The organism is Spirochaetales bacterium (assembly GCA_016930085.1).
Lineage (GTDB): Bacteria > Spirochaetota > Spirochaetia > SZUA-6 > JAFGRV01 > JAFGHO01.
Genome location: JAFGHO010000023.1, coordinates 1 through 14,095 on the forward strand (window position 1 = coordinate 1; position 14,095 = coordinate 14,095).

Sequence of the window (14,095 nt, forward strand, 5' to 3'; positions counted from 1 at the left end):
GGCATTTACAATATCTTTTATAACAACGCATGAATCAGAAAAAATAAAAAACCAAATACTAATTCTTATTTCAGCGTCGCACCTAACTCCTATTGTCTGAATTTCATTATATATTATTTTTTATCCATATAAAAGCAAATTTGCAATAAGAGTTATCACGCACTTCATTTTTTATAAAATATTTTAATAAAAATTCTCAAAAATAAAAGCAGCGGTACTTTTTAGGGCGTTATATATTATAGACAATAAAATAAGGAGGAAACAATCATGAAAAACATGCTCGATACGTTTAAAATCGAATTGAAAAACCGCAACTATGCCCCGCGGACGATAAAACTGTATTGCCGATACATCAAACACTTTCTCGAATTTGCCACAGGTAATAAATTGAAACCCGAAGAAAGAATCAAAAACTTCCTTTTTCAACAAAAAAGCCATGAACAGAGAAGGCTTGCGTATTCATCGATAAAAATATTCTATAAACTGGTGATAAAAAAAGATTGTCCTTATAACCTTGATAAAATCAGACGAATAAAACGTCTCCCCGTCGTTCTTGCAAACACTGAAATCTGTGAAATATTGGCAAACATCAAAAACCATAAACATTACGCAATAATAGCGACACTTTATTCAAGCGGATTGCGGGTATCGGAAGTGGTAAATATCAAGGTAAAAGACCTCGATTTACAGAATCTTATGTTGAGCATAAGAAGATCGAAACAAAACAAGGACAGGATTACGATCATTTCGGAAAAACTCGTTGATAGTTATCAATCGCTTGTAAAAAACCGTAAAGCCAACGACTATCTCTTTACCACAAATAAGGGCAAAAAATACACGGTCAGGACGGTGCAGGCTATATTGAAAAACGCGGTTTCGAAAAGCGATATCAAGAAAGCTCCGACATGCCACACACTCAGACACTCGTTCGCAACGCATCTCATGGAGAACGGAACGGATGTCAAAAGCATAAAAAATCTTTTAGGGCATAAAAACATAAAAACGACAATGATATATTTGCATATAGCGGATTTCTCGAAAAAGAGAATAAAAAGTCCGTTTTAGTGAAATTCATGATACATCCCGGCATTCTGTTTACATGAAATCGGATTATAAAATGCTTTAAAACGATTTTTGCATAAATTTATCCATTGCCGGTTAATCGGTTTTTTTTAACAGGCTGTAAAGGCGGGTACCCGGTCCCTCGTATCCGTCCCGGTCTTGATCCGCGCCGCCGCCGAAACAGGCTGACCCGGACCATGTAAATTACGGGTTCCAATGAACCCCGTTTCCATTATAGCTTGTTTTAAAAAAAAATCAATACCCGGAACGGAAGTAATACCGGATTTATCTTAACGCTAATGCAAGCAGTTTTTATCGTATATAAAACAAGAGAAATGAAAATTATAAGGAGTATGGCATGATAGAATCGGTCTTACATGAATTCCATTTTGTGATAACGAAAACAATGAGAGTGAAACTTCAAAACCTGAAATTGTACGGTTTCAGGGGTTCGTTATCCGGTGTGATTATCCGGATCATCTCCTTTATCGATCCTCTGATCATTAAGGAGCATCAATGGGGAAAACAAAGGATGAGCCGGTATCAACCGGTATCACTAAATTCCGATGAAATCCGGGAACATGTGCATGTGTATTTTCCGGAGAAGATGTATCGGAAGATAAAGCTGCTGCATGCGGATTTGAACATTTTTAGTATCGCACAGTTGGTGAGGGGGTTATTGGAGTTGTTTTTTGCGATGGTGGATAAATATGGAAAAAAAGTGATCGAAGAATTTGAAAAAAGATTTAAGCAATGGGGTATCGAAGAGAAAAGTAAACAACAAACCCCAGGAAGGAAATTACGACAATTGTTTATGATAATTCAGCATCTCCCGATTCGAAATAGCCTGATTTCCATGTATACAAGTCATTATTCACCTTTTTATATACTTCGTCTATAACAACCCCACACCAACACACATCCATCCAAACCGCCATCCGTCTCTGTGTCACATTATGAGTCCCGCCCGTTCCACGATCAGATCGGGAAGCGAATCCCTGTTCTCCCGCGTCACTTCGATGATCTCGATATCGCGCCGTTCCTTGATCGCCCGGATGAACTCATCGCCGCCAAGGGTGATCGTCCCGATTACGAGGTTCGGTGCATCGAGCGCGGCAAGCGCAGCGGCCCTGAAGGCTTCGGAAAAACATTCCATCTTTCCGATTTCGTCACAGATGACGACGGTCCCCTTTTCGGGAACGATCGAGGGGACCGCGATCGATTCGATGTTCTCGATACTCACCCCGTAGCGCCTGATGCCGTACTCCGATTGTATGGACCGATGGGCGAGGTAACCCCGCCTCCCGTCTATCGTTTTCATGAGAAAACCGCAACGCCGCTCCCCCTTAAGTTCTTCTTCCGTATAAAACCCCTTGATCGGGCGCTTCAACATGGCGATCACCTTTTTTATCACCGTCGTCTTTCCGGAAGAAGGAGAACCGGTCAGGAATATGTTCGTCACGTTTTCATTCATCCCCGTTTTCTTCCTCTTCCTTTTTCAGCAGCCTGGCCTTCGTGATCGAGACCCCGTTCATTTCGGTTTTTATCCTGAAGACCGCTTCCTCCACATGCCTTTTTTTATCCGAAAGCTCCTCGAAGAGTTCGGTCTGGCCCGCCGCTTCGCCTTCCTTCACGTTTGCCGCCCCCACCCCGATAAGCCTGATCTCCGTATGTCCGTCCCATTTATTGTCGAAGAGATCCTTCGCCGTCCGGTAGAGTTCTTCCGTCGAGACGACCCAGTGTTTCAGAGTGCGGCGGGCGGAAAGGGTCGTGAAATCGGAATAGCGGAGTTTGAGTACGACCGTTTTCGCCTTTGATTCTTCGCTCATGAGTCTGAACATGAGGTGGTGGGAGAGTTCGAGAATCGTATGATGGAGTCCGTCGCGGTCCTTTCTGTCCGTTTCGAAGGTGACCTCATTGCTCAGTGAATGGCTTTTGGGTGTGTCGGCATGGATATCGCTCACGGTTCCGCGGGCCGCGTTATAGAGGAACCGGCCGGAGGCCTCGCCAAGCATGGATGTCAGCATATGAAGGGGGTATTTTCTCAACTGGGGGATCGAGAGGATATTGAGTTCCGAAAGCCGGCCGTATGTTTTTTTACCGATACCCCAGAGGTGTTTCAGCGAAAGCCCGTCGAGAAAGGCCTCTTCCCCGCCCGGACTGATCATGCACAGGCCGTCCGGTTTCCCGGCCTCCGATGCGAGTTTCGCGAGGTATCTGTTCGGCGCGATGCCGATGGATAAGGTAAGCCCGGTTTCCCTGAAAACGTGCGTCTTTATGTCCTTTGCGACATCGAGGGGGAGGCCGAAAAGCCGTTGTGTTCCGGTCATATCCAGAAATGCCTCATCGATCGATATCTGCCTGAAATCCGGGCTGTAGGATTCAAGGATCGACATCACCTTCCGTGACACCTCGCAATACCGTTCCATTCTGACCGGGAGATAGATACCCCGCGGGCATTTTCTGTATGCCTCGGAGATGGGCATGGCACTCCGGAGGCCGAACCTGCGCGCTTCATAGGAGCATGCGGAGACGACCCCGCGTGTTCCCGGTTTCGCCCCGACGATGACGGGTTTCCCCTTCAGTGCGGGGTTGTCCCGCTGTTCGATCGAGGCGTAAAATGCGTCGAGGTCGACATGGAAAATAATGCTTCTCATATGTATAGTATGTAAGTATAGACGGAATACCGTCCACTGTCCATATTTTTTTCAGGTTTCGATATCGAATTGCTGCGTCAGGGTGAGGATCGTCCTGATGTTTTTATTTTTCCCTAGAACGATAAATCTGAACGGGATATTCATATAGTCGATGCTGATGAAAAAACGGCACGAAAGGCCCTTCGGCAGGGTGAGAAATATCGGCAGCGGGGAAGGGGGGTTTACCCCGATGAGGATATCGTATTCGAGTCCCTTTTGCTTTCGCTGGACGGGGTAATTGGAATCGTAGAGAGTGAACTCCTTTTCCGAACGGATGGTCAGCTGTACCCGGTAGGGGTTGCCTTTGGGTCTGAGGGTAAACTCGACATTCTTTCTGTCCAGAAACGATGTTTCTGTGGTCGTGACGGAGAGAAGGTCGGGGATATTTTTTCTCGGGATAATATACCGATTCGATGTCGTGTTGAAACTGAAAAAGCCTTTATCGTCCCAGACACTTATCTCCCCGAGCATGGACGGGCTCGATATTTCAATCCTGTGTGTCAGGTGTTCGAAATCCAGGATCGTTCTGGCGGTCACCGGCTGTGGGTTTGTATCGGTATAGGACGGAAACAGAAGAAAAAAACCGATCACACCGGTAAGCGAAACGGCGAGGAGGAGGGTAGCGAGGTTGTATTTTATGACTGATTTTTTATGGCGCGCGGGAAAGAAATTGAGTATCCAGTAAATGATCAGACAAAGAAAGGGGAGGGTGAATAGGGAAAGGAAGAGGTTCCCTTCGATCAGCGAGAGAAGAACGGCACGACATAACAGTGGTTCCGGCATCAGAATAAAGAAATCGATGAAAAATTTGACGATCCAGTAGGGACTGATCAGAAGCATGATGGATTTGACGATTTTGTTTCTTACCAGAACGGCTCCCAATGTAAACGCGAAAACCCACAGGAAATAATACATGAACGAGATGTTGATCAAAGCAAGGATGATAATATCGAGAAAAAGGAACATGATCGCCGCGGTCGAAAAAAAGCTCCTGTTCATGGGAAGGGGAAACAGTCTGATGATTTTCAGACTGATCAGAAAGAACAAAAGGACGATCATTATTTTACAGAGGAAAAAGAGAAAGGGATAGGTCTTCCAGAGTGACGGATCGTTTTTCAGCGTGAGAATTCCGTGAATGACAAGGGTTGCCAGGAGAAAGAAAAGCCAGGCGAGTCCGATCATCAAGGGAAAGAGATAGCTGTAGCGAAAGGTATGTTTGAGAATGAGCTTTATTTTGTGGCTGTAGACAAGGAGATAGATAAAAAAGATACCGAAGATGATAATCGTCGAGAGAACGAGCCATTCTTCGCGAATAATCAGATAAAAATCGAAGAGCTGGAAAAAAAGATAATGTTGATCCCACGCTTCGGGGATCCCTTCTCTGTATTCTTCGACCATTGTTTCGGCAAAGGTAATGAAACCGGTTATCCAGCCGGCTTTCTTCGACGGTGAAAGCTCTCCGTGTTCTCCCTCCAGAATGACCGCGGGAAAACGGGCTTTCAGATACGGCTCGATAGGGGGTTTTTCCTGTGAAAATCCCATCCTGAAAATCTGGTTTTTGTTTCCCCTGATAAGAAAAGGGATATCGGCCTTTTTGAGTGATTCCGAGCATATGTTGATGAGCCAGTGCGGGGTGACGATTCCGTTGCCCCCCCCATTGATGGCGATCCGGCCCGGTATGGTTCTCAGATTCAAATAAAGAAAAAATACGGGATAATCGGGGCTGAAATCTTCAAGGTATAACTTGCTTCCAAGCGGATATTGATCGGTCTCGCCGTATTCTCCCCCCATAAAAAGAAAGCGTATGGTAACGGGCGGCATTGTTTGAGAGAATTGTCTGATCAGGGAAAGCCCCAAAACGATATTGATGATCCCGCTTTTTGTTTTTTCACTGTTTCGCGGATGATTGAGCGGTATGATGAAAAAGAGGGTGTCCCTTTTTGTCCCCTGCAGGGTGACGCTCAAGCATTCGGAAAAGGAATGGACGGTATCGGAGGAGTTGAAATCGAATTTCTCAAAATCAATGCGGCGTTCTTTGAGAACACCTTCAATATATTCGACCACCTTTTTTTCCGCCGGAGAACCTTCCTGCCGGGGGAAATATTCCTCGAGTACCTCGTATTCCTTCAGGATGTCTTGCGGCTGCAGAGAGACAGCGGGTTCTGCGAATAGCAAAAGGGGCAGGAGACAAAAAAAAATCGGGAAAATTGTTTTTTTCATCCTTATTAATGGAGAATATGCCAAGGAAATTATTGAGTCAATAATTTTTGTCTTGAAACCTTTAAAAAAATATTGTTAAATGAAAAAAGTCAGGATGATTATGGAATTATTACATGAAATAGCAGAGAGAAGGAGTATCAGAAAATTTAAACCCGATCCTGTCGAAAAGGACATTATAGCCAGAATTTGCGAGGCGGGAAGACTCGCCCCGTCGGCAAAGAATCGTCAGGCCTGGCGTTTTGTGGTTGTACAGAAAAAGGCGATTCGTGAAGCCATTAAAAGGGCGGCCTACGGCCAGGAGTATATCGAACAGGCCCCTGTTGTGATCGCCGCCTGTACCACCAATGTCGAGTACAAAATGCCGAACGGCCAACTCTCCTATCCGATCGATATCACCTTTGCGGTTTCTTTTATGCTCCTGCAGGCGGTCCATGAAGGATTGGGAACCTGTTGTGTCACGACCTATAATGAGCAGGAAATCAGAGAAATCCTCACCGTTCCTCACGGGATGAGGGTCGTGATGCTTCTGGTTCTCGGATATCCGGATGAAACACCGGCGGAAACACAGCGAAAGCAAGTAAAAAAGATTATCGCCTACAATCATTGGTAACCGGTTTTCGCTCGTCCCATCCGGCTGTGTTTGGTGAAAGATGGCTGCCTTTTCGATACGGATATTATGGTGCGTTTCCGGTGTATCGAACACGGCCCCATACGGCCGCCCGGACGCGTCATGGCAAAAAAGAGAAGTGAGCTGAAACATAAAAAATGTAACGATGCGTTGATGTAACGATCTGTGGTTTTATTACGGTTTTTTCTCGAGACGGTTGTCGTTCAAGGGCGCTATCGGTCCCGGTATAACGATGCGAATTCCGTTTCGTTCGACAACCATATTGAAAAGGAATACCGATGTGCGTTATACTTTCTACTGGGGGAAATAATCGGTCAATGTTATATGGATATTTTTCGATAACATTAATAGCTTTTGATATAAAAGAAAAAATTATCGTGGGATGCGGGGAATGAGAGTAGCATGATGTATCCAAATAAAAAGAGCGGACAATAATGGCAGAACAAACAAAAGGAATGATCAAGGATCTTCCGCTTCGAATTATTCTTACCGAAAACGGCATCAATTTTTTTATCAAACACAACAAAAAACTCAATCGGTTCAAAATGGCGGATAATCAGGAGGAATACGGAATCTATCTCGATAATTTTTCGCCTGTTTCCATCCAGCGGATGCTTCTCATCGATTACATATCCAAGATAGAGATATCCCGTGTGGAGTTTGTTTCAAAACGACAGGATATCATGGATCTGACAAAGCTTCTGGTCTATGGCGTTCTGTATAAACAACTCGATACGATGGTATACAGAAAGATACTCGAATCGAATCTGATCAAGAACTGGAACAGGAATAATCCGGGAAACATCATCGATGAAAGAACGAATATAAACGAGACCTACCTGGAGAAGATCATCAGGCAGAATGAAGATCAGGTAAAGATTGTGAAACAGGGGCTGATTTCTCCGATTATCTCACGAATCAACAATGACAACAATCTCCTGCACGAGGAAAAGAAAATCAAATTCTATATATGCGAGAAATTTCTGGGAAACCTGAGGCCTTCGATCTGGTTTATCCTCTCCCGTTTTCAGGGTTCGGGAGATTATACCACGCTGCTTACCGATATCCGGGAGAGTGTCATCGAATACCTCGAGAAGACAAAAATCGCGGAATATCTCTCCCTCATGGTCATGGAACTCGTCATCAATGCGGAAAATACGAACATGCAGAAATTCGTGCGAAAGGTATATAAAGACCAGATGAATCTGGAAAGTCTGGTATATGACCAGTACACGCGAGCCAAGGTCCTCAAGGAAATGGAAGCGCAGAAAGAGTATCTTTATCTGACATGGAAGATCGGGGGAAAGAGCAGCTCGATCAGTACCCGGTTCAAACTTCAGGTGACACTCTACAACAGGGAATCGGAATACAGAAAAGTCAAGCAGACAATCGACGACAAAAAAGGGATAAATCTCAAAAAAAAGAGTCTTACGGATTTCTACAAGGAAGCGCCCGACAAACTTGTCAATACCGAACTCGGACTATACTATCTTTCGTACTTGAGCGAAGCCTGCGAGAAGGAAAATGTCCGGTTTGACTCGATTGTCAATCAGATACCGAAATCCGATCTTACCGTCATAACAATGAACCTCTTTTTTTAGTCCATTTTACCGATTTAAAAGCTTTTTTTCATGAAACCCATTGACAGGTGGAAGCACATAGGATAAATTTCAACTCAATTAATAATGTAAGAATGGAAGATGAAGAGGTCTGTATTTGTTATTGGTGAATGAATATCATTCTGCAATTATATCGGTGGCGCGGCCGTTATTTCCTCTCAAATCAATCATTAATCGGATGAATCGTAAATGTAATACGGGTAAACGTATATGTCTCCTCTCTTTTCTTTCGAACCCGTTTCCGGCGGACGGGAAGGGGTGATTGATTACGGGGGTGAGGCCGGTTTCACGTCGAAAGACATAGTGTTACATGGAGCGGGAAATTTGATATCGATCGGTGAATTACCGATGTTATCGGTTCTATATACAAAAAAGAGGAGGTCTTTATGAAAAGACTAAGCTTAATGCTCCTTGTCTTGGTAGTCCTCTGTGGATTTTCCTTTGCGACGGGCCAGGGTGAAATACCCGGAACAAAGGAAGAGATCGCGTTGTCGATGGGAGTATTTGGGGACCTCGAATCCGCTTACAACGAAGTGAAAAACTCCGATGGTTTCAAGGCACGATTCCCTAAATTAACTCTCACTTTCCAGTCTTCAGATTTTGGCGGACATCACGATAGACTGATTACACAGATCGCAGCCGGTGTCGGAGCGAACGACATCGAAGCTCTGGAAATTGGTTATATCGCCCGTTTCGTACGAGAAGGCGGTTTCACGGATCTTTCAGTCGCGCCGTTTAACGGCAAACAGGCCGGAAAAGACCTTGTGAAGTTCGGCATGTCGAATGCAACGACGACAGACAATAAACTCGTCGCCCTGCCCGTCGATATCGCCCCCGCCGTATTTTTCTACCGCAAAAGCGTATCGGATGAAATGGGTGTCGATCTTGTCGGTATAAAATCATGGGACGATTACATCGAAAAAGGAAAGCAGTTGACAATCGACAAGGACGGCGACGGTACGATCGATCAGTATGCGCTTACGAATCCCATGGACGTCTCGATGATTCCGTTGAACGGTGGGAAAGGCGACTGGTTCAAGGGCCAGGAACCCCTCGAGCCGGCAAGAAGATTCAAGGAAGTGCTTTCCCTTTGCAAGGAAATACGGGATTCCGGCATCGACGCGAATTTCCCCTCATGGTCGGGCGAATGGATCAATTCATTCAAGGAAGGCATCGTCGTGACAATGTTTTCCGGGGCATGGCTCGGCGGTCACCTGAAAAACTGGATGGCCCCCGACACGGCCGGCGACTGGAGAGTCGATTATCCGCCGGGGAAAGTGTTCGCTTCATACGGCGGTTCCTATATCGGAATACCGGAACAGACGAAGTCCGAAAATAAACCCGCCGCATGGGAGGTCGTCAAATATTTCTGTACGAGCCCGGATGCCCAGCTTATCACCTTCAAGACAACGGACGCGTTCCCGGCATTGGTAACAGTGTTTGACGATCCCGTTATGTCGGAACCGGTCGATTTTTACGGCGGCCAGAAAGTGCGTCTCATTTTCCAGGATATCGGAAAGAATATCCCCATCCAGAATGTTTCGGAATACGACGCAATCGCGGTCGACATCTTCAACAACGCCATCAAGGCGGTCGTCGACGACGGTGTGCCGATCGATCAGGCATACAATACGGCTAAACAGGAAATCAAGAACCAGATGTAATGCAGGCGGTGACAAAAAGGGCCTGATTCCATTCAGGCCCTTTTTATTCGATTGGAGGAGAGGAGAAACCTGTGCCGCAACAACCCATGAACCCGCCTGCCGGGCATTCGATCGAAAGACCGTCACTGCTTTACATGAAAACGAGACGGATACTGGGAAGGGTGGTCCTTTACTTTATACTCATCTTTTTTTTCATTATCTTCGCCTATCCGTTCTGGCATGTGTTTATCCTCGCGACAAGGGATTATCAGACGATATACAAGACACCCCCTCCGGTATGGTTCGGTAAAATCGAAACATTCAGAACCAACTGGGATACCCTCTTCGATCGGATTCCCTTTCACAGAAACATGTTCAACAGTCTCGGCATCGCCGTGTTTGCGACGGGGACGCAGATCTTTTTCTGTACCATGGCCGGTTTCGCTTTCGCCAAATATGATTTCAAGTTCAAGAATATCCTCTTTCCCTTTATCCTCATCTCGATCATGCTGCCGCGGTTTCTCTGGCTTATTCCCACGTTTCAGATGATGGCCTGGCTGAAATGGATCAATACATGGCTTCCCATGGTCATTCCGCAGATCGGGAATGCGTTCGGCATCTTTCTTATGGCGCAGTTCATCGAGGGGGCGGTGCCGCTCGATCTCCTCGATGCGGCGAGAATCGACGGCATGGGGGAGTTCAGGATCCTTCTCTCCATCGGGTTTCCCCTTTCACGCGCGGGAATCGCGGTGTTGGGAACGATATCATTCGTCTTCTCGTGGAACGATTTTATGTACGCCATGATCATGCTCAACAAGGAAGAAGCCTACACGATTCCCGTCGCCCTGGCGGAAATGAACCTGAGAAGCGAGGGGGTGATCGGGGCGGTAATGCTCGGGAACGCCCTGGGGCTTATTCCCATTCTCACCGCGTTCATCTTTTTCTCGAAACAGATCATTTCGAACATGCTCGCGGGAAGCATCAAAGGGTAACGGAAAGGAAGACGTGGTGATGAAACGATTGAACCGGCAGAAAATAGCCCCGTACATGTTTATCAGTCCGTTTTTTTTGATATTCGCGGCGTTCATGATTTTCCCGCTGGGCTTTTCCATCTTCCTTTCTTTTCAGAAATGGGGAGGAATGGGGACCATGCAGTTTGTCGGACTGCAGAACTTCATCAACGTACTTTTTTCCGATACCTTTTTTGTAAAGACACTTATGGTCACCGGTGTTCTTCTTGTTTTCGGTTCGTTTACCCAGCATATTTTCGCGATTCCGCTGGCGATCGTCTTGAACAGCAAACTCATAAAAGGGCGCGATTTCTTCAGAACGGCCTATTTCCTTCCCGTTATTACCAGCGCGGTATCCGTTTCGATCATCTTCCAGAATGTTTTCAGCATGAATTACGGGCTTCTCAACTACCTGCTTTCGTTTATCGGGGTAAAACCGATCGACTGGATCAACTGGTCCTGGTCGATCCCTATCGCGGTCTCGATTGTCATCAACTGGCGGTGGATCGGGTGGAACACCCTCATCTATCTCGCCGGGCTGCAATCCATCCCGAATGAATTATACGAATCCGCGGATATCGACGGCGCTTCGACCATCAACCGGCACATCAATATCACCATCCCGATGCTGCTTCCCATCATCTTTTTTGCCGTGACCATGAGTATTATCGGGGGCATGCAGGTCTTCGACGAACCTTATGTCCTGACGACCCGCGAAGCTAATTCGATGGGGGGGGCGGATAACGCCGGATTCACGTCGGCCTTCTACATTCTCTGGCTGCTCAGGCGGGCGGCACGGTACGGGAGGGGGAGCGCCGTCGCGTGGCTTCTCTTTATCCTGATTCTTATCATGACATTCATCAACAGAAAGGTGATCAATTATTTCCAGGGCGACAGGGTGCTTCCGCGAAGGATAAGACGGGGAAAAACGGCGTCAAAGATTTTTAGCACGCAGATGGAAATCAAATAACCATCGAGTGTCTGCCCGGCGCGCGATACCGCCCGTCCGGCTACATCAACGAATGGTTTCGTTAACCTCGTCCTTTTTTTATTCGCGCCCATAGCCGGATAAACGGAGGATTTTTTTTGCCGTTTCCTCCTCGTTCCACATCAGTTTGCCATCGGGATAGATAATGCTCCCCTCGTGTCCTTTTCCCAGAAGCAGGACCGTATCGCCCGGACGTGCAAGCGAGAAGGCGAGCGATATGGCCTTTTCCCTGTCCGGTTCGAGAAAGAGTGATTCTCCGGGTGTGAGTCCGGTACAGCCTTCGGCGATCTCTTCGAGAATACGCATCCGGTCTTCGAGCCTCGGATCTTCATCCGTGAGGACGACGATATCCGAATACCGGGAGGCGATACTCCCCTGCATGGGACGTTTTTGAATATCACGCTCGCCCGCGGAACCGAATACCGCGATCAGCCGTCCCTCGACAAGCGGGCGCATCATTGTGAAAAGCTTCGTGAACGCCTGGGGTGTGTGCGCGTAATCGACGATCACCGAAAAGGGCTGTCCGCAGTCGACGGCCGTCATACGGCCGGTCACCCCCGTGAGACGGTGGAAATGGCCGGCAACCTCCCCGAACGTTACCCCGCACAACTTCGCCACGGTGAGTGCGGCGGCCAGGGCGTTTTCGATATTGAAGGTCCCCGGAACGGGGAGGGATGTTTTGGTCGATTCACCCCGTCCCTTTATGATGAAATCCGAGCCGTCCGGACGGAGACTGATCTCCGAAGCGAGGATATCGGCGCTTTCGTCTTTGAGGCTGTAGGAATATACCGGGGCCTTTGTCGCGTTTCTGAAAAACCGGCTCGACGGATCATCGGCATTGACGACACCGAAACGGCCCGGAAACGGATACCGGTCCGAGGGGGAACGCTTTTTATACGATGGGGGGGCATCGAGTGAGCGGAAGAGGTTCGCCTTGTCAAACCGGTATTGTTCGAAGGAACCGTGAAACTCGAGATGTTCGTGCGCCACATTCGTGAGGACGGCGGCATCGAAACTCACGTCACGGAGCCGTCCGGTTTTTTCCGACAGGCCGTGCGATGTCGCTTCCAGAACGGCATGTGTTTTCCCGGATGCGGCCATCCGGGCGAGTATGCCGTGGACTTCAGGGGCTTCGGGGGTCGACTGGCGGTAACGATTCTTTTCCGTCACGTCTCCCGCCTTCAAGGCGACGGTCGAGAGAAATCCCGAGTCGATTCCCATGGCGCAAAGCAGTTGATGAATGAACCAGACGGTCGTACTTTTTCCGTCAGTTCCGGTCACCCCGATGGTGAGGAGTTTTTCCGAGGGATAATCGAAAAAGGAAGCGGCGAGCCGGGAAAGGGCTTTGCGGCAGTCGGGGACGCGGATACAGACGACATGTTCCGGGTAAGCGGGGAGTTCATCCTGATGAACCACGGCCGCCGCCCCATTGTGAACCGCATCCCCGATATAACGGTGGCCGTCGGTGTGCAGGCCGTGAAGAGAGACAAAAAGGTCTCCTTTTTGCGTTTCTCTGGAGTCGTAGGATAAACCATTGATGGGAGTATCACAACTTCCCCTGACACTGACGACGGAGATATCCTTGATCAATGCAGTCACTTTTTTTATTATCATTGTTTCACATAGTAACACCTGTAGACAGAATGTGCAAGATACACTACACTGACGTCATTCTTTGTATGATTTGGATTGAAAAAGATTATCACGGACAATAGGGATGGATCGGGAGGGGCGGGTAAAGGCAAAAAAGGAAGAAGATGTATATAAGAATAGTAGAATAATCCTATACAAAATATAGAGCAATAGCTGATAAATATCTGAAAATATACCTTAAAGCATATAGGAATATGTATTATCCAATAATGGAAAAATCTTATATAAAAATCAGATGTAACACTGATTTAATTGCACAATGATTGATGTTACAGTGATGTTGAACGGAGCCCTATATTTCTGATATCATAAAAGAAACCAGAGAGGGTATGGAAATAAATTGAAAAAAGGCTGTCTTTAAATCAAGCCTGAAAATGGAAAGGGGGGGTGATATAAAACAAAGATAAAGAGAGATAAGAGAAATTAAAAAAGTATCAAAAATTAAAAGATGTTATCTTTTAACGATTAAATGAAGAAAAGTATTATGGAGGTTTTACTAATGAAAGGTAAAAAGAAAACTTTCTTGCTCTTGCTCGGAGCCATCGTGCTTCTGGTAAGCCCGGTTTTTGCCCAGCA

Annotated in this window: 11 protein-coding genes; 7 read left to right on the forward strand and 4 right to left on the reverse strand. The window is 46.8% G+C overall.

Annotated elements, in window-relative coordinates; translation table 11 throughout:
- Positions 1-267: 267 nt before the first annotated feature.
- Positions 268-1,065: a tyrosine-type recombinase/integrase gene (locus JW881_04120; protein ID MBN1696682.1), complete on the forward strand. Its 798-nt coding sequence runs from the start codon at positions 268-270 to the stop codon at positions 1,063-1,065.
- Positions 1,066-1,525: 460 nt separating this feature from the next.
- Positions 1,526-1,963 (forward strand): hypothetical protein, encoded by a 438-nt coding sequence (locus JW881_04125; protein ID MBN1696683.1) that lies wholly within the window; start codon positions 1,526-1,528, stop codon positions 1,961-1,963.
- Between the two features lie 48 nt (positions 1,964-2,011).
- On the opposite strand, the gene JW881_04130 is transcribed toward JW881_04125, so the two are convergent.
- The 3 genes from JW881_04130 to JW881_04140 are packed head-to-tail and all read right to left on the reverse strand — an operon-like array spanning position 2,012 to position 5,978.
- Positions 2,012-2,536 (reverse strand): hypothetical protein, encoded by a 525-nt coding sequence (locus JW881_04130; protein ID MBN1696684.1) that lies wholly within the window; start codon positions 2,534-2,536, stop codon positions 2,012-2,014.
- A complete protein-coding gene (gene dinB, locus JW881_04135; GenBank protein ID MBN1696685.1) occupies positions 2,529-3,719 on the reverse strand; it encodes a DNA polymerase IV in 1,191 nt (396 codons plus the stop codon). Before dinB ends, JW881_04130 begins: the two co-directional genes overlap by 8 nt.
- Before the next feature lie 51 nt (positions 3,720-3,770).
- On the reverse strand, positions 3,771-5,978 hold the full coding sequence (locus JW881_04140; protein ID MBN1696686.1) for a hypothetical protein: 2,208 nt from the start codon (positions 5,976-5,978) through the stop codon (positions 3,771-3,773).
- Between the two features lie 100 nt (positions 5,979-6,078).
- Between JW881_04140 and JW881_04145 the strand changes: the two genes are divergently transcribed.
- The 5 genes from JW881_04145 (at position 6,079) to JW881_04165 (ending at position 11,848) form a co-directional block, all read left to right on the forward strand.
- Positions 6,079-6,588: a nitroreductase family protein gene (locus tag JW881_04145; GenBank protein MBN1696687.1), complete on the forward strand. Its 510-nt coding sequence runs from the start codon at positions 6,079-6,081 to the stop codon at positions 6,586-6,588.
- Between the two features lie 452 nt (positions 6,589-7,040).
- On the forward strand, positions 7,041-8,207 hold the full coding sequence (locus tag JW881_04150; protein MBN1696688.1) for a hypothetical protein: 1,167 nt from the start codon (positions 7,041-7,043) through the stop codon (positions 8,205-8,207).
- A 404-nt stretch (positions 8,208-8,611) separates the two neighbouring features.
- A complete protein-coding gene (locus JW881_04155; protein ID MBN1696689.1) occupies positions 8,612-9,889 on the forward strand; it encodes an extracellular solute-binding protein in 1,278 nt (425 codons plus the stop codon).
- A gap of 71 nt (positions 9,890-9,960) precedes the next feature.
- Positions 9,961-10,860, forward strand: coding sequence for a carbohydrate ABC transporter permease (locus JW881_04160; protein ID MBN1696690.1), 900 nt, complete (start codon positions 9,961-9,963; stop codon positions 10,858-10,860).
- A 19-nt stretch (positions 10,861-10,879) separates the two neighbouring features.
- A complete protein-coding gene (locus tag JW881_04165) occupies positions 10,880-11,848 on the forward strand; it encodes a sugar ABC transporter permease (protein MBN1696691.1) in 969 nt (322 codons plus the stop codon).
- Between the two features lie 78 nt (positions 11,849-11,926).
- Here JW881_04165 and JW881_04170 read toward each other — a convergent pair whose 3' ends face one another.
- Complete coding sequence (locus JW881_04170) at positions 11,927-13,480, reverse strand: UDP-N-acetylmuramoyl-L-alanyl-D-glutamate--2,6-diaminopimelate ligase (GenBank protein ID MBN1696692.1); 1,554 nt, start codon at positions 13,478-13,480, stop codon at positions 11,927-11,929.
- Positions 13,481-14,095: the final 615 nt, after the last annotated feature.

Coding starts and splice junctions, on each gene's coding strand:
- JW881_04140 (MBN1696686.1), bottom strand. CDS start 5,978: ATGAAAAAAACAATTTTCCCGATTTTTTTTTGTCTCCTGCCCCTTTTG.
- dinB (MBN1696685.1), bottom strand. CDS start 3,719: ATGAGAAGCATTATTTTCCATGTCGACCTCGACGCATTTTACGCCTCG.
- JW881_04150 (MBN1696688.1), top strand. CDS start 7,041: ATGGCAGAACAAACAAAAGGAATGATCAAGGATCTTCCGCTTCGAATT.
- JW881_04170 (MBN1696692.1), bottom strand. CDS start 13,480: ATGATAATAAAAAAAGTGACTGCATTGATCAAGGATATCTCCGTCGTC.
- JW881_04155 (MBN1696689.1), top strand. CDS start 8,612: ATGAAAAGACTAAGCTTAATGCTCCTTGTCTTGGTAGTCCTCTGTGGA.
- JW881_04130 (MBN1696684.1), bottom strand. CDS start 2,536: ATGAATGAAAACGTGACGAACATATTCCTGACCGGTTCTCCTTCTTCC.
- JW881_04120 (MBN1696682.1), top strand. CDS start 268: ATGAAAAACATGCTCGATACGTTTAAAATCGAATTGAAAAACCGCAAC.
- JW881_04145 (MBN1696687.1), top strand. CDS start 6,079: ATGGAATTATTACATGAAATAGCAGAGAGAAGGAGTATCAGAAAATTT.
- JW881_04165 (MBN1696691.1), top strand. CDS start 10,880: ATGAAACGATTGAACCGGCAGAAAATAGCCCCGTACATGTTTATCAGT.